Annotated in this window: 14 protein-coding genes; 6 read left to right on the top strand and 8 right to left on the bottom strand. The window is 67.1% G+C overall.

The window, feature by feature from the left end; translation table 11 throughout:
* Positions 1-149 precede the first annotated feature (149 nt).
* The 7 genes from AWC25_RS10805 to AWC25_RS10775 all read right to left on the bottom strand — a co-directional run bounded on the left by AWC25_RS10805 (position 150) and on the right by AWC25_RS10775 (position 7040).
* On the bottom strand, positions 150-1031 hold the full coding sequence (locus AWC25_RS10805) for a cyclopropane mycolic acid synthase family methyltransferase (protein WP_085166784.1): 882 nt from the start codon (positions 1029-1031) through the stop codon (positions 150-152).
* Positions 1032-1181: 150 nt separating this feature from the next.
* The gene (gene mmaA2 / locus AWC25_RS10800; protein ID WP_069399576.1) at positions 1182-2045 is read right to left on the bottom strand and encodes a cyclopropane mycolic acid synthase MmaA2; all 864 of its coding nucleotides are present in this window, start codon (positions 2043-2045) and stop codon (positions 1182-1184) included.
* Between the two features lie 73 nt (positions 2046-2118).
* Entirely contained in the window at positions 2119-2982 is an 864-nt protein-coding gene (locus tag AWC25_RS10795) for a cyclopropane mycolic acid synthase family methyltransferase (protein WP_069399575.1), read from the bottom strand.
* A gap of 155 nt (positions 2983-3137) precedes the next feature.
* Positions 3138-3998 (bottom strand): cyclopropane mycolic acid synthase family methyltransferase, encoded by an 861-nt coding sequence (locus AWC25_RS10790; protein WP_069399661.1) that lies wholly within the window; start codon positions 3996-3998, stop codon positions 3138-3140.
* 95 nt (positions 3999-4093) lie between these two features.
* Entirely contained in the window at positions 4094-5017 is a 924-nt protein-coding gene (locus AWC25_RS10785; RefSeq protein WP_069399574.1) for an alpha/beta hydrolase, read from the bottom strand.
* Positions 5018-5025: 8 nt separating this feature from the next.
* A complete protein-coding gene (locus AWC25_RS10780; protein ID WP_069399573.1) occupies positions 5026-6372 on the bottom strand; it encodes an ABC1 kinase family protein in 1347 nt (448 codons plus the stop codon).
* Positions 6373-6455: 83 nt separating this feature from the next.
* The gene (locus AWC25_RS10775; protein WP_069399572.1) at positions 6456-7040 is read right to left on the bottom strand and encodes a DinB family protein; all 585 of its coding nucleotides are present in this window, start codon (positions 7038-7040) and stop codon (positions 6456-6458) included.
* A gap of 59 nt (positions 7041-7099) precedes the next feature.
* Here AWC25_RS10775 and AWC25_RS10770 point away from each other — a divergent pair, with 59 nt between their 5' ends.
* The 5 genes from AWC25_RS10770 to rplL all read left to right on the top strand — a co-directional run bounded on the left by AWC25_RS10770 (position 7100) and on the right by rplL (position 14126).
* A complete protein-coding gene (locus AWC25_RS10770) occupies positions 7100-11275 on the top strand; it encodes a glycoside hydrolase family 38 N-terminal domain-containing protein (RefSeq protein ID WP_085166760.1) in 4176 nt (1391 codons plus the stop codon).
* A complete protein-coding gene (locus AWC25_RS10765; RefSeq protein ID WP_085166759.1) occupies positions 11272-11889 on the top strand; it encodes a DUF7158 domain-containing protein in 618 nt (205 codons plus the stop codon). The genes AWC25_RS10770 and AWC25_RS10765 overlap by 4 nt, the downstream gene beginning before the upstream one ends.
* 5 nt (positions 11890-11894) lie before the next feature.
* Positions 11895-12800, top strand: coding sequence for an ROK family protein (locus AWC25_RS10760; RefSeq protein WP_069399569.1), 906 nt, complete (start codon positions 11895-11897; stop codon positions 12798-12800).
* A gap of 263 nt (positions 12801-13063) precedes the next feature.
* Positions 13064-13696 carry a 50S ribosomal protein L10 gene (gene rplJ, locus AWC25_RS10755; RefSeq protein ID WP_069399568.1) on the top strand — a complete coding sequence of 211 codons (633 nt, stop codon included), beginning with the start codon at positions 13064-13066 and terminating at the stop codon, positions 13694-13696.
* 31 nt (positions 13697-13727) lie between these two features.
* A complete protein-coding gene (gene rplL / locus AWC25_RS10750) occupies positions 13728-14126 on the top strand; it encodes a 50S ribosomal protein L7/L12 (RefSeq protein WP_069399567.1) in 399 nt (132 codons plus the stop codon).
* Positions 14127-14182: 56 nt separating this feature from the next.
* Here rplL and AWC25_RS10745 read toward each other — a convergent pair whose 3' ends face one another.
* Positions 14183-14851, bottom strand: coding sequence for a TetR/AcrR family transcriptional regulator (locus AWC25_RS10745; protein WP_085166758.1), 669 nt, complete (start codon positions 14849-14851; stop codon positions 14183-14185).
* A gap of 107 nt (positions 14852-14958) precedes the next feature.
* Here AWC25_RS10745 and AWC25_RS10740 point away from each other — a divergent pair, with 107 nt between their 5' ends.
* A complete protein-coding gene (locus AWC25_RS10740) occupies positions 14959-16482 on the top strand; it encodes a carotenoid oxygenase family protein (RefSeq protein ID WP_085166757.1) in 1524 nt (507 codons plus the stop codon).
* The last annotated feature ends 15 nt before the right edge of the window (positions 16483-16497 follow it).

Raw genomic sequence — 16497 nt, 5'->3', positions numbered from 1 at the left:
TCTCCTGACTTCACTGCCTCACAGCACTGCCCACGGTCGGCCCGATGGCCAGCAACGATACTCGACTCAACAAGGCCGCTCAGACCACCCGCCCGGCTGCCCGCGGCCGCACCCCGCCCCGTCCAAGCAACAGAGTCTACTTTTCAGGTCTACTTTTCGAGCCTGAACTGGTTGCAGTCGATGTAGCCCATCCGGAACGCATCGGCGCAGCCGGTCAAGAACTTCATGTACCGCTCGTACATCTCCTCGGATTGGATCTCGACGGCCTGGTCCTTGTGCACCCGCAGGGCCTCGGCCCACAGGTCGAGGGTGTGCGCGAAGTCCGACTGCAGCGACTGAATGTGGGTCACGCGCAACTCGGCCCGGGCGCAATGGTCCTGCACCTTCTCGATGGACGGCAGCCGACCGCCGGGAAAGATCTCGGTCAGGATGAATCGGATGAACTTGGCCATCTCGATCGTCACCGGGATGCCGCGCTCGGTCATCTGCGTGGGATGCAACGCGGTGATGGAGTGCAGCAGCATCACCCCGTCGGACGGCAACGCCCGGTAGGCGAAGTCGAAAAAGTCGTCGTAGCGTTCGAAGCCGAAGTGCTCGAGCGCCTCGATGACGACGATGCGGTCAACGTGCTCGGTGAAATCGGCCCAGTCGCTCAACAGTGCCCGATGCGAGCGACCCGATTCGACCGTGTCCAGCACCTCCTGGCAATAGGCGTGCTGATTCTTGGACAGGGTCAGGCCGACCACGTTGACGTCGTACTTCTCCACGGCGCGCTTCATCACCGAACCCCAGCCGCAGCCGATGTCGAGCAGCGTCATTCCCGGCTCCAGCCCCAGCTTGTCCAGGGTCATGTCGACCTTGGCGACCTGTGCTTCATGCAGCGTCATGCCCTCCCGCGGGAAGTACGCGCAGCTGTAGGTGCGGGTCGGGTCGACGAACAGGGCGAAAAATTCGTTGGAAAGGTCGTAGTGGGCCCGGACGTCGTCCACATTGGACCTGGTCCGCGTGGCGCCCGCTGTATTTCTTGACATCGTGTCCCCCCGAATGGACATCCACCTCGGCGAGGCGGCCGTCCGGGGGACGCTACACGCGGACGGCCGTATCTCTCGGATTTGAGGTGGAGAGCCCGTGGGTTTTTCGATCGACGGATTTCGCCACGTCTCAGTGTGGCGGTCGGGCCGCTACTTCTCCAGGGTGAACTGGTTGACGTCGATGTAGCCGACGCGGAACGCGTTGGCGCAGCCGGTCAGGTACTTCATGTACCGCTCGTAAACCTCTTCGGATTGGATCCTGATGGCCTCGTCGCGGTGCGCTTCCAGCGCCGCCGCCCACAAATCCAGCGTCCGCGCGTAGTGCAGCTGCAGCGACTGGCGCCGGGTCAGTGTGAAACCGTGCTTCGACGAGTGCTCCTCCACCTTCTCGATGGACGGCAACCGGCCGCCCGGGAAGATCTCGGTGACGATGAACTTGATGAAGCGGGCCATCTCGAAGGTCAACGGGATGCCGCGTTCGACGATCTGTGGCCCGGTCAGCCCGGTGATCGTGTGCAGCAGCATCACCCCGTCGTCGGGCAGCACGCCGTGGGCCATGGTGAAGAAGTCGTCGTAGCGGTCGTGCCCGAAGTGCTCGAACGCCCCGATCGACACGATGCGGTCGACGGGCTCGTCGAATTCTTCCCAGCCGGCCAGCAATACCCTTGCGCTGCGCGGACTTTCGAGTTGATCGAAGGACTTCTGCACATGCGCGGCCTGGTTCTTCGACAACGTCAGGCCGACCACGTTCACGTCGTACTTCTCGATCGCCCGCCGCATCGTGGCGCCCCAGCCGCAGCCGACGTCGAGCAGCGTCATGCCCGGCTGCAGCCCGAGTTTGCCCAACGCCAGGTCGATCTTGGCCAGCTGCGCCTCTTCCAGCGTCATGTCGTCGCGCTCGAAGTACGCGCAGCTGTAGGTCTGGGTCGGATCCAGGAACAGCCGGAAGAAATCGTCGGACAGGTCGTAGTGCGCCTGCACATCCTCGAAGTGCGGTGTCAGCTTGCGAGTCATGACGGTGTGCCTTCCTGCCGAAGCGCACCTAAAGATACCCCGCGCCCGACGGGGAACCGGTGTGACGCCCGGGTCACTTGACCAAGGTGAATTGGTTGACGTCGACATAGCCGTCCCGGAACTTGTCGGCACAGCCGGTCAGGTACTTCATGTACCGCGCGTAGACCTCCTCGGACTGCAACGCGACGGCTTCGTCCTTGCGTGCGCGCAGGGCCTCGGCCCACAGGTCCAGCGTCCGCGCGTAGTGCGGCTGCAGCGACTGGCGGCGAGTCAGTGTGAAACCGGCTTGATCGGCATGGTCGGCGACCGTCGGGATCTTGGGCAGCCGGCCACCCGGGAAGATCTCACGCTGGATGAAGATGATGAAGCGCAGCAGCTCGATGGAGATCGGCAAACCCCGGTCGATGCATTCCTGCTTCGTCAGATCGGTGATGGTGTGCAGCAGCATCACGCCGTCGCTGGGCAACACGTGGTAGGCCATCTTGAAGAAGTCGCTGTACCGCTCGGGTCCGAAGTGTTCGAACGCGCCGATCGAGACGATGCGATCGACGGGCTCGTCGAATTCTTCCCAGCCGGCCAGCAGCACCCGCTTACGGCGCGGGCTGTGGATCGCCTCGAACGACTTTTGCACGTGCGCGGCCTGGTTCTTCGACAACGTCAGGCCGATCACGTTGACGTCGTACTTTTCGATGGCGCGGCGCATCGTGGCTCCCCAGCCGCAGCCGACGTCGAGCAGCGTCATGCCGGGCTGCAGTCCGAGTTTGCCGAGCGACAAATCGATCTTGGCGAGCTGCGCCTCTTCCAGTGTCATGTCGTCGCGTTCGAAATAGGCGCAACTGTAGGTCTGACTGGGATCTAGGAACAGTCGGTAGAAGTCATCGGACAGATCGTAATGCGCCTGAACATCGGCAAAATGCGGTTCCAGCTTTTGAGCCATGAGTGTTGTGCCTCCCCACCGAACGCACCCATTTATTTATCCCCCGGTGCCCGAACTGGGCGAAATTCATTATCCAGCGTTGCCGGTTTCACGGAGGGCAAACCGGCACAGTTCAACACGGCATCCTTGCCGGGCGTGTCGCGGGAAGTGTCGGGCTATTTGGTGAGGGTGAACTGGCCGACGTTCGAGATGCCCTTGCGGAACAGATCCGCGCATCCGGTCAGGTAGCGCATGAACCGCTCGTAAACCTCTTCGGACTGGATTTCGATGGCGCGTTCGCGGTTGGCCTGTAGGTTGGCCGCCCAGATGTCCAAGGTCCGCGCGTAATGCGGCTGCAGGTACTCGGTGTGCTCGAGCGTGAAGCCGCTGTTGCGGGAGTAGTCGACGATGTCAGGTTCGCCGCACATCTGCCCGCCCGGGAAGATCTCTTTGCCGAGGAAGTGCAGGAAGCGCAGGTCGGACATCGTGATCGGGATGCCGTGTTCTTTCCAGTACGACTGCGGGTGGGTGAAGATGCTGTGCATCAGCATCCGGCTGCCGTCGGGCAGGGTCTGGTAAGCCCAATCCCAGAACGCGGGCCAACGCTCTTTCTTGAAGGCGTCGAAGGCCTCGAAGCTGATGATCCGGTCGACATGCTCGTCGAACTCTTCCCAGCCCTGCAGCCGTGCCTCCGCTCGCCGACTGGTCGGAATCGCCGCCAACCGATCCCTGGTGCGTGCGTAGTGGTTTTTGCTGAGGGTGATGCCGATGACGTTCACGTCGTACTTCTCGAGCGCCCGGACAACCGCTCCGCCCCAACCACATCCGACGTCGAGCAACGTCATGCCCGGCTCCAGGTTGAGCTTGCCCAAACCGAGGTCCAGTTTGGCGAGTTGCGCTTCTTCCAGCGTCATGTCGTCGCGCTCGAAGTACGCGCACGTGTAGACCATGTTGGGGTCCAAGAACAACGCGAAGAAGTCGTCCGAAATGTCGTAAGTTGCCTGCGACTCTTCGTAATACGGCTTCAGCTTCGCCACTTCCACGTCCTCCCGATATCCAAAGCTACAACGCTGTGAGACCTCGCGCGAACAGCCTCGAACGGGAGTCGCCGGGCGCCTGCTCGACTCCGGTCTTAGCTGGCTTCGGCGAAGTTGCCCGTTAGAACACCGATCACCGAATCCCACAGCTGCTGTGGCAGATCATGTCCCATTCCGTCGAATAACACCAATCGTGCGCCGCTTATTGCGCGCGCTATCGCCCGCCCGCCCGTCGGGCGCATCAGCTTGTCGGCCCGCCCGTGAATGACAACCGTCGGCGCCACGATGCGCCGATTGTGGTGCACCAGACTGCCACTGCCCAGGATGGCGCTGAATTGTCGGGCGACGCCGTGCGGGTAGTAGTTGCGGTCGTATCCCTCGGCCGCTTCGGCGCGCACCTGCTCGTCGGGGATGCGGTAGCGCGGGCTGCCGATGATTCTGCTCACCCGGACCGCGTTGTCGAGGATCACATCACGCGGCGCGTCCGGCGGGGGACCCTGGATCAGCGACAGCAGCGCGCGCGGCGCCGGCGGCGGCAGGAACGCCGCATTGTTGCTGGAGAAGATGATGCCCAGGGATCTGGTTCGTTCGGCGAACTGAGCGGCGAAGACCTGCGCGATCATGCCGCCCATCGACGCGCCGACAACGTGCGCCTGGTCGATGTCCAGGTGGTCGAGCACCGCGGCGGCATCGTCGGCCATGTCCTCGAGCGTGTATGTCGCCTTGCTCGGCAATCCCAGCCACGAACGGAGCAAGCGGGTGGGCAGCGGCTGCCCGATGCTGCGACGCTCGGTTTTGTCGGACAGCCCGACATCCCGGTTGTCGTAACGGATCACGCGCAGACCGTGACGGACCAGCTTCTCGCAGAACTCGGTGCGCCACAGCAGTAGCTGCGCGCCGAGCCCCATGATGAGCAGCACCGGCGGGGCGTCGATATCGCCCATGTCCTCGTAATAGATCTTCAGGTCGGGGCCGCCCTCCGACGTCCCGGAACTCGCATAGCCCGTGCGGATCTCCACGTGCGCCCCTAGACCTCGACGTCGCTGGAATGCTCGCGGCTGACCTCGACCATGAAGTTCGCGAAGTACCCGGTGAGCTGCGGGTCCGACATCATCTGCCACTTGGGTGCCAGCAGCTTCATGTACCGCTCGACGTAGAGGAACTGCTTGCCGATCAGCACCAGCTCGCGGGGCAGTTTGACGTCGTAGGCGTCGGCCAGCGCCGAGAGCTGCCGCCCGATGTCGGCGTACGACATGTCGCCCAGCGTCTGCATGGTCAGCGGGGTGGCGAAGCGTTCCAGGTCCTTGGCGGCCTGAGCCTCGGGCTTCGTGGTGCCGACCGCGCCCATCAGCACCACGATCTTGCCGGCCGCGGCATGGTCCTTCTTGACCAGCAGGGCGTACACCAGTTCGCGTAGCAGCCAGCGGGTGCGCGGGTCGATGCGGCCCATGATGCCGAAGTCGAAGAACACGATGCGGCCCGCCTCGTCGACGTAAAGGTTGCCCGCGTGCAGGTCGCCGTGGAACAACCCGTGCCGTAGACCGCCCTCGAACAGCGAAAACAGCAGCGCCTTGACCAGCTCGGTGCCGTCGAACCCGGCTTTGCGGATCGCGGCGACGTCGTCGATGCGGATGCCGTGCACCCGCTCCATCGTCAGCACCCGGTCGCTGGTGAAGTCCCAGTGCACGGTCGGCACCCGGATGTTGCGGCCCAGCGGGGACACGTGCAGGTGCGAGACCCATGCCTCCATCGACTGCGCCTCGAGACGAAAGTTCAGCTCCTCGGCCAGATTGGAGGCGAAGTCGGCCACCACGTCCTGTGCCGAGAGCCGACGGCCCAGCTTGGCCAGTTCGACCGCTTGGGCGAAACGCTTGAGGATCTGCAGATCGGCGGCGACCCGGCGGCGAATGCCCGGCCGCTGAATCTTGACGACCACTTTTTCACCGCTGTGCAGCGTGGCGTAGTGCACCTGCGCGATGGACGCCGACGCGAACGGTGTTTCGTCCCACTCGGCGAACAGGTCGGCCGGGTCTGCACCCAGCTCCTCGACGAACAGCCTATGTACCTGGTCGGAGTCCGCCGGTGGCACCCGGTCGAGCAGGCCGCGGAATTCGCGCGACAGCGATTCGCCGAATGCGCCGGGGCTGGACGCGATGATCTGCCCGAACTTGACATAGGTCGGGCCCAGGTCGGCGAATGTCTGGGGCAGCTGCTTGATCACTTTCTGCTGCCACGGCCCTTTGCCCGGCAGCTTGGTGAGGACGCGAGCGGCGGAGCGAGTGACCTGCCAACCAGTGACGGCGACCCGGGCCGCTTCGAGCGGCAACGGCACCCGGTCCAACCTGGCCACCTCTCGGTGTTTGGTAGAAGTCATTTCAGCAGTCTGCCAAATTCGGGTACGCAAGAACCAATTCGTCGGTCGATGAACAGGCTCTTTAGCGGCGCCCGCCACCGTATTCAGCCTTTTTGCCGGGCCTTTTGCCAAGGCGTGACCCAGCCGTCGATCGCCCACCCCTCCAGCCCGGCGATCAACTCGTACATGGTGGCTCCGTCCAGGGTTTCCCGGATGATGTCGGCGTGCCCGGCATGGCGCGCCAGCTCGTTGATGACATGCAGGATCACCCAGCGCACCGACCAGGCGTCGTGATCCTGCGGGAAATACGGAACGTCTCGCGGTACGGGTACCGGCGCGTCAAGGTCGGCGGTCTCCACTAGCCGTAGCGACCGCGCGTTTTGTTCGGCAAACGCCCCCAGCAGCGCGGCGAGCGTCTCGTCGGGTCGCATCGCGTGCTGATCGGCGAATTCCCGGGCAACGGTGTCGGGCGGCCGGGTGTCTTCCGACGGCGCCACCGGCGCGGTGGCCACCCGCGTCATCCAGCTTCGCTGCATGCGGGTGACGTGCTTGACCAGCCCGCCGATCGACAGCGCGCTGGCCGACGGCGACGACCGGGCCTGCTCGTCGGTGAGGCCGTAGCACACCGCGAAATACGAGCTCTGGTGAAAGGCCAGGTATTCGCGCAGGGCGCTGCGCTCGTCGGCCACCGGCCGGGCTAGGGCGGGCATGGCTCGATCCTAGGTGCGCGGCGCCGTAAAGTGCGGGGATGCAGCTGATTTCGGCGCGCTCGACCGAACTGTTCGTGGGGCCGCCGGACACGCCGTCACAACTGGCCCGAGTCGAGGTGGCCGGGGTCACCGAGTCCACACCGGTACGCGTCGACGGCGACGGCCTGAGCGGGGAAGCCCTCGCGCAGCCCGGCGCCGGGGTGGTCGAGGTGCCGGTGACGGTGCGGGCGCCGGTCGTCGGCCAACGGCGCGATGCCAGGGTGAACGCGGGGGGCGCCGGCGCCGCCTTCGAATTCGTGATCGCCGAGCCCGGCTGGACGATGTTCATGGTCAGCCACTTCCACTACGACCCGGTGTGGTGGAACACCCAGGGCGCCTACGCCAGCGAGTGGACCGAAGACCCGCCCGGCCGGGCGCGGCAGACCAACGGCTTCGAATTGGTGCGCGCGCATCTGGAGATGGCGCGCCGCGAGCTGGAGTACAAATTCGTGCTGGCCGAGGTCGATTACCTCAAGCCCTACTGGGACACCCACCCCGAGGACCGTGCCGATCTACGCCGATTCCTCGCGCAGGGCCGCGTCGAGGTGATGGGCGGGACCTACAACGAACCCAACACCAACCTCACCAGCCCGGAAACCACCATTCGAAACCTGGTGCACGGCATAGGTTTTCAGCGTCATGTGCTGGGCGCCGAGCCGGCCACGGCGTGGCTACTCGACGTCTTCGGCCACGATCCGCAATTCCCCGGGATGGCCGCTGAGGCGGGTCTGACGTCGAGTTCGTGGGCCCGCGGACCGCACCACCAGTGGGGTCCCGCGCGCAGCGACGCGGGTCTGGCCGGGATGCAGTTCAGCAGCGAGTTCGAATGGATTTCGCCGTCCGGTCGCGGCCTGCTCACCCACTACATGCCGGCGCATTATTCGGCGGGCTGGTGGATGGATTCGGCGGCGTCGCTGGGCGAGGCTGAGGAGGCCACCCGCGTCCTGTTCGAAGACCTCAAACAGGTGGCGCTCACCCGCAACGTGCTGTTGCCCGTCGGCACCGACTACACGCCGCCGAACAAGTGGGTCACCGCAATACATCGCGACTGGGCCGCGCGCTACACCTGGCCGCGGTTCGTGTGCGGGTTGCCGCGGGAGTTCTTCGCCGCGGTGCGCGCCGAGCTGTCCCAGCGCGGGGCGCTGCCGTCGCCGCAGACCCGGGACATGAACCCGATCTACACCGGCAAGGACGTCTCCTACATCGACACCAAGCAAGCCAACCGGGCAGCCGAACAGGCGGTGCTCGATGCCGAGCGTTTCGCGGTGTTCGCGGCGCTGACCACCGGCGCCGCGTATCCGCATGCCGCGCTGGCCAAGGCCTGGGTGCAACTGGCCTACGGTGCACACCACGACGCGATCACCGGTTCGGAATCCGATCAGGTCTACCTCGACCTGTTGACCGGTTGGCGCGACGCATGGGAATTGGGACGCGAGGTCCGCGACAGCTCGCTTGCCGTGTTGTCCAGCGCCGTCGACGCCGCGGCCGGCGACGTGGTGGTCTGGAACTCGTTGACGCAGCAACGCACCGACATCGTCACCGCCCGGATCGATCCGCCGCTGCGGGCCGGGGTGCAGGTGCTGGACGACGACGGCGCACGGTTGCCCGCGCTCGTCGAGCATGACGGACGCTCGGTCAGCTGGCTCGCCCGCGACGTCCCGTCGCTGGGCTGGCGAACGTATCGGCTGCTGCCCGCCGATACCGCCAGCGGATGGAAGCCGATGGCGGGCCACGCGATCGGCAACGCCCACTACCGGCTGACCGTCGATCCCGGGCGCGGCGGGGCGGTGGCGTCGGTGCGGCACGGCGGTCGCGAGTGGATCGCCGCCGGTCGGGTAGGCAACGAGCTCGCCGTCTACGAGGAATACCCGGCACACCCGGAGCAGGGCGAGGGCCCCTGGCATCTGCTGCCCAAGGGACCGGTGGTGTGCTCGTCGGAGTCGGCGGCGCGGGTACGGGCCTACCATGGGCCGCTCGGCCAGCGGCTGGTGGTGCGCGGCCGTATCGGGGAGTTGCTTTGCTACACACAGACTTTGACACTGTGGGACGGCGTGGACCGGGTCGACTGCCGCACCACCATCGACGAGTTCAGCGGCGAGGACCGGTTGCTGCGGCTGCGCTGGCCGTGTCCGGTGCCGGGCGCCATGCCGGTCAGCGAGGTCGGTGACGCCGTCGTCGGCCGCGGCTTCGCGTTGCTGCACGACGGGCCCCGGTCCATCGACACCGCGCGGCACCCCTGGACGCTGGACAACCCGGCCTACAGCTGGTTCGGCCTGTCGTCGACGGCACGAATCAACCTGGGAGACAACAACATACGGACGATGTCCGTGGCCGAGGTGGTGGCGCCGTCGGAAGCGTCGTCCGGGCCCTTGACCCGCGACCTGATGGTTGCCCTGGCGCGTGCCGGGGTCACGGCCACCTGCGGCGGCGCCGACAAGCCGCGCTACGGCAACCTCGACGTCGACTCCAACCTGCCCGATGTCCGCATCGCGGTGGGCGGCCCCGACCGCAACGCGTTCACCAAGGCGGTGCTGGCCGATTCGGAATATGGCAGCGAATTGGACCGACAGCTGGCGGCGACGGGCCGAGCCAGGGTCTGGGTGCCCGCGGCCGATGCCTTCCGGCCGTTGGCCGCGGCGTGGGTGCCCGGTGCCGACCTGCGCGCCGAGCGAGCGCTGCCGGTGCTGGTGCTTGCCGGGCGCGACGAAGACCTTCTGACCGCCGAAATCGCCTCGGTAGCAATCGATCTCGAGGACGCCGAGATCGCGGTCAGTCATCGGGCCGCCACGGGCACGGAGAACTTCGAGGCCCGCACCGTCGCGTTGTTCAACCGTGGCGTGCCGAGCTTCGCCGTCGATACCGATGGGACGTTGCACACCGCACTGCTGCGGTCCTGCACCGGCTGGCCCTCGGGAACCTGGATCGACGATCCGCGCCGCACCGCGCCCGACGGCTCCAACTTCCAGCTGCAGCACTGGACGCATCATTTCGACTACGCGCTGGTGTGCGACGACGGCGATTGGCGGCACGCCGACATTCCGGCCCGCAGCGCCCGGTTCTCCCATCCGCTGCGTGCGGTGCGACGTGGCGGGCGGCGCGGCAGATGGGCCGCGACCGGGTCGCTGCTGCACGTCGAACCCGCCGACGCAGTGCATCTCGGGGCGCTCAAAGCGGCCGGAAACCCGCTGACCGCGGGCCGGGCCGAACCCGTCGATCCGGCCGCGGTGGCTGTGCGGCTGGTGCAGACGACCGGCTCGCGCACCCGCGTCTCGATCGGCTCGAGCCTTGGCACGCTGGACGTCACCGCCTTCGCCGACCTGCTCGAGACACCGCGGGCGGCGGCCCGATCGATCGAGCTGCAGGGCTACCAGATCGCCACCGTGCTGGCCCGGCTACAGATTCCCAAGACGCTCGAGCACGCCGGCGCGCTGGGCCCGGAAGCCGAAGCCGCACAACCGCTCTACGCCCGCTATTGGCTGCATAATCGCGGCCCCGCGCCGCTGGGTGGGCTGCCGGCCGTCGCCCATTTGCACCCGCAACGAACGACCGTCTCACCCGGCGGTGTGGCAACGTTGCGGCTCACCGTGGCCAGCGATTGCACCGATGCGAAGCTGACCGGCACGGTCGTGCTGGTGAGCCCGGACGGCTGGTCGACGACGCCCGCCGAGTTACCGTTGACGCTGCAGCCCGGCACGCATCGGAAAGCCGTTGTGTCTCTGGCTATTCCGGCTGATACAGAGCCCGGGCTGTACCCGCTGCGGGCGCAGCTACGCATCACCGGGCGCGACCTGCCGCCCGCGTGGCGGCAGACGGTCGAGGACGTCTGCGTCGTGGCAGTCGGTGCGACTGAGCAGGCGGAGTTGACCTACCTGATCGACGGCCCCGACGCGATCGCGCTGCGCGCGGGGGAAGCCGGCCGGCTGGCGGTGACGCTGGGCAGCAATGCCGGCGCGGATTTGTCGCTGGAAGCCCACCTGATCAGCCCGTGGGGCACCTGGGAGTGGATCGGACCGGCTGCCGTCGGTGCGGTGCTGCCCGCCCGCGGCCGCGTCGAACTCGGCTTCGATGTCCGCCCGCCGGCATGGCTGACCGCCGGCCAATGGTGGGCCCTGATAAGGATCGGCTGCGCCGGACGGTTGATCTACTCTCCCGCAGTCGCGGTGACCGTGACATGAGCCAGTCCTGGGTGGCCACCGTCGCGGGCGCGCCGGTCGCGGTCGAGGAGCTCGATGCGGCCGAGGCGGGGCTGCGCAACGGCCCGCGCGCGGCCGCGCTGCCGGCCCGCGGCACCAGTGCGGGCCGGCAACTGCGGCGGTGGCTCACCCAGCTTTTGGTGACCGAACGCGTCGTCGCCGTCGAGGTCGCGGCACGGGGATTGACCGCTCGTCACGCACCGGCCGAGCCCGAGGTGCTGCCGGACCCGACCGCCAGGCTGGAGATCGGCAGTGTGGCCGCGGCGGTGCTGGCCGATCCGCGGGCGCGCGCGTTGTACGCCGATGTGACCGCCGGGGTCCGGGTGGGCGACGACGAGGTCGCCGGCTACCACGCCCGCAATCCGCTGCGGTTCGCCGAGCTGCGCCCCGACCGTGACGGCTGGTGCACGCCGTCGCACGCGACACCGCCGCTGGCGCAGGTTCGGTCCGCGATCGCCGCGCACCTGCTGGGCGCCGCGCGCCGTCGCGCGTTCCGGCTGTGGCTGGATGCGCGACGAGTGGAGCTCGTCGAGCTTGCCCCGGGCTACGAGCATCCCGGCGACCCCCGCCAACCCGACAACACCCATCGGCATTGAGCGCCATGCTTACCCTCTGTCTGGACATCGGTGGCACGAAAATTGCTGCCGGCCTTGCGGATTCGGGAGGTGCACTGGTGCACACCACTATCCGCCCCACCCCGGCAGGCGGTTCGGCCGAGCAGGTATGGGACGTCGTGAACGCCACGATCGCCGACGCGTTAACGGTTGCCGGCGGAACAGTCCGTGCGGTGGGGATCGCATCGGCCGGACCGATCGACCTGCCCCGCGGGACCGTCGCTCCGATCAATATTCCCGGCTGGCGAGGCTTTCCGTTGCGCGACCGGGTCGCGGCGGCGGTGCCCGGGGTGCCGGTCAGGCTCGCCGGCGACGGCGTCTGCATGGCGCTCGGCGAGCACTGGCACGGCGCGGGCCGCGGTGCGGGCTTTCTGCTGGCGATGGTGGTGTCCACCGGTGTGGGCGGCGGGTTGGTGCTGGGCGGCGCGCCCTACACCGGGCGCAGCGGCAATGCCGGACACGTCGGACACGTGGTGGTGGAACACGATGGCCAGAAGTGCGCGTGCGGCGGCCGCGGCTGCGTCGAGACCGTCGCGGCCGGGCCATGGCTGGTGCGGTGGGCTCGGACCCATGGATGGTCGGCACCGCCCGATGCCGGTGCCCGTGAGCTGGCCGCCGCGGCGGCGGCCGGCGATGACATCGCGCTGCGGGCGTTCACGCGCGGTGCCACCGGCCTTGCGGCGATGATCGCCTCGGTGGCGGCGGTGTGCGATCTCGACCTCGTCGTCATCGGGGGAGGGGTGGCCAGATCCGGCGGACTGCTCTTCGACCCGCTGCGCGGGGCGCTGCACAACTACGCCGGCCTCGACTTCCTGAGCGGCCTGCGGGTGGTGCCGGCCGAGCTGGGCGGCGAGGCCGGGCTGGTGGGCGCCGCCCGGCTCGCGGGCCTCTAGCGCGCCCGGGCTGGGCCGTTTTGGCTGAGCAGCGCGTGTCAGGCTATTCTGGGTCGCGATCCACCGAAGACCGTCGGTCACCGAGCAATCGGTCGAAGGTCCGGGAACATCCCGGCGGCCCACGCAGGAGGACGAGGCAGTATCGCCGGCGCTCGCGCCGGTTATTTCCACGCCCCGTGCCGCTACCTGCGCCGGGGCGTTCGTCGTTCCTCGGGTGATCACAGACGACACGTCGAACCGTGACTTTCACCGAGGAGGTATGCATGGCCAAAGCCGACAAGGCCACCGCCGTTGCCGACATCGCCGAGCAATTCAGCGCCTCAACCGCGACCGTGATTACCGAGTACCGCGGGCTGACGGTCGCCAACCTGGCCGAGCTGCGCCGCTCGCTGGCGGGCTCGGCCACCTACACCGTGGCCAAGAACACGCTGATCAAGCGCGCGGCGACGGAGGCGGGCATCGAGGGGCTCGACGAGCTGTTCGTCGGCCCGACGGCCATCGCGTTCGTCAAGGGCGAGCCCGTGGACGCCGCCAAGGCCATCAAGACCTTCGCCAAGGACAACAAGGCGCTGGTCATCAAGGGTGGCTACATGGATGGCCACCCGCTGACGGTGGCCGAGGTCGAGCGCATCGCCGACCTGGATTCGCGCGAGGTGCTGCTGGCCAAGCTGGCCGGTGCGATGAAGGGCAACCTGGCCAAGGCGGCCGGGCTGTTCAACGCGCCGGCGTCGCAGATGGCCCGCCTGATGGCGGCCCTGCAGGAGAAGAAGGCTTCCGAACCGGCTGCGGCGTCGGCCGCCGAAGCGGCGCCCGCCGCGCAAACGGTTGCAGAAGAAACCGCTCCCGAAGCTGCCGCATCGGAAGCTCCCGCCGAGACCCCGGCTGACGCCGAATAATCCAAACCCCAAATCAGGAAGGACTCACACCATGGCAAAAATTTCTACCGACGACCTGCTTGACGCGTTCAAGGAAATGACCCTGCTCGAGCTCTCCGACTTCGTGAAGAAGTTCGAGGAGACCTTCGAGGTCACCGCGGCCGCTCCGGTCGCCGTCGCCGCCGCCGGTGCCGGCGGTGCTGGCGGTGGTGGTGCCGCCGAGGCCGCCGAGGAGCAGTCGGAGTTCGACGTCATCCTCGAGTCCGCCGGCGACAAGAAGATCGGCGTGATCAAGGTGGTCCGCGAGATCGTTTCCGGCCTGGGCCTCAAGGAGGCCAAGGACTTGGTCGACGGTGCTCCCAAGCCGCTGTTGGAGAAGGTCGCCAAGGAAGCTGCCGACGAGGCCAAGAGCAAGCTCGAGGCCGCCGGCGCCACCGTCACCGTCAAGTAGTTTCGCTGCACACGCAAACCCCCGGGCAACTCCCGGGGGTTTCGTGCATTCAGGCGTCACGACACGGACTTCACCGACTGGGCCACTTGCTGCGGTGAATCACCCAGCGCCACAAGCAAATTCGATGTCATGGCGCTGAGAACGGGTGCGATGGCCGAGCCGTCGTCGCCGTAGTAGCCGGCGAGCTCGAGCATGACGAACCCGTGGATCAATGCCCAGAACTGGGCCGCGGTGGCCACCACCGTCGCGTCGTCGTCCGCCCGCCCGACGGCGATCCGCCCGGCCGCCATGCACCGGTGCACGCCGCGCACCACGTGCGCGAAGCTCTGGTAGTGCTGCTCGATCTCGGCGACCGTCAGCGTCAGCACGTTGTGCGCGGGAGCGTTGATGCCGTGTGCGCTGGTGCTGCCGAACATCAGCCGATACATGTGCGGTCGCTCGATCGCGTAGCGCCGATAGGCCGCACCGACCCGGAACAGGTCAGCGACCGGATCCTCGGTCGGCGCCACGGTCAGCGCCGCGTCGAACTGCCGTAACCCCTCGTCGGCCACTGCCGCGATGAGACCTCGCATGCCGGCGAAGTGGGTGTACACCGCCATCGTCGACGTCCCGGCGGCGCTAGCGATTTTCCGGGTTTGCAGGGCGTCGGGCCCGTCGTGGTCGAGCAGGTTCACCGCCACATGCAGCATCTCGTCGCGAACGCTGCGGCCAATCTCCGAAGTCATCTTGCCAATCTTCTCTAGCAGACCTTCTCTAGCAGACCTTGCCATCGTCGTGGCACCGGGGTACCGTCCAGATAACGCTGAAATATCAATGTTATAGGAGCTCAGCCGTGAATTCCACGAAGATCGCGCAATCTCGAAACCCCTATCTCGAGGACTTCCTGGCGCCGGTGAGTGCCGAGGTTACGGCGACGGATCTGTACGTCACCGGGCATATCCCGGAACACCTCAACGGCCGCTACCTGCGCAATGGGCCGAATCCGGCCGCCGAAGTCGACCCGGCGACCTATCACTGGTTCACCGGCGACGCGATGATTCACGGCGTGGCGTTGCGCGACGGCAAGGCGTGCTGGTATCGCAACCGATGGGTCCGCACGCCGCCCGTCTGCGCCGCCCTGGGCGAGCCGCGCCCGACCGGGCTCAACCCGCGGGCCGGCATGCTGTCGGTCGGACCCAACACCAACGTGCTCAGCCACGCGGGGCGAACGCTGGCGCTCGTCGAGGGCGGCGGTGCCAACTACGAGCTCACCGAGGAGTTGGACACGGTGGGGCCGTGCGACTTCGACGGAACCTTGTTCGGTGGCTACACCGCCCATCCGCACCGGGACCCGCACACCGGCGAACTGCACGCGGTGTCCTACTCCTTCGGGCGCGGGCGCACGGTGCAGTACTCGGTGATCGACACCGCGGGGCGGGCGCGGCGCACCGTCGACATCGAGGTCACCGGGTCGCCGATGATGCACGACTTCTCACTGACCGACAAATATGTGGTGGTCTACGACCTGCCGGTGACATTCGACCCCATCCAGGTGGCGCCCGCCAACGTGCCCCGATGGCTGAGCGCACCGGCCAGGCTCGTGGTGGAGTCGCTGCTCGGCCGGGTGCGCATCCCCAGCCCGCTCATGGCGACGATCAACAACAATCGCCAGCCCATGCATCGAATGCCCTACAGCTGGAAGGACGACTACCCGGCGCGCATCGGGGTGATGCCCCGCGAGTCTGGTGGCACCGGCACAACCTCCGTGCGGTGGTTCGACATCGAGCCCTGCTACGTCTACCACCCCCTCAATGCCTACTCGGAGCAGCGTGACGGGGCCGAGGTGCTGGTGCTGGACGTGATCCGCTACGCCCGGATGTTCGACCGGGATTTGCGGGGGCCCGGCGACAGCCGTCCCGTGCTGGACCGCTGGACCGTCAACCTGACCACCGGGACGGTCGCCACCGAATGCCGCGACGATCGGCCGCAGGAGTTCCCGCGCATCGACGAAAGCGTGCTCGGCGGTCGGCACCGGTTCGGCTATGCAGTCGGCCTGGACGGCGGCTACCTATCCGGCGGTACGACCGAAATGACCAGCGCGTTATACAAGCACGACTACGCGACCGGATCCACCTTGGTTGCTGCCCTCGACCCGGACCTTTTGCTCGGCGAGATGTCCTTTGTACCGAATCCGGCGAACGCAACGGGCACCCGCGCCGAGGATGACGGCGTGCTGATGGGTTATGGCTATCACCGGGGCCGGGATGAAGGGCAATTGTTGTTGCTGGACGCGCAGACGCTCGAGTCGGTTGCCACGGTCCACCTGCCGCAACGCGTACCGATGGGCTTCCATGGCAACTGGGCTCCGACCGTTTGACCCCTTTACCGCCGC

It is taken from the genome of Mycobacterium sherrisii (genome assembly GCF_002102355.1).
Classification (GTDB): domain Bacteria; phylum Actinomycetota; class Actinomycetes; order Mycobacteriales; family Mycobacteriaceae; genus Mycobacterium; species Mycobacterium sherrisii.
This window is presented reverse-complemented; position numbering and strand designations above follow the sequence as displayed.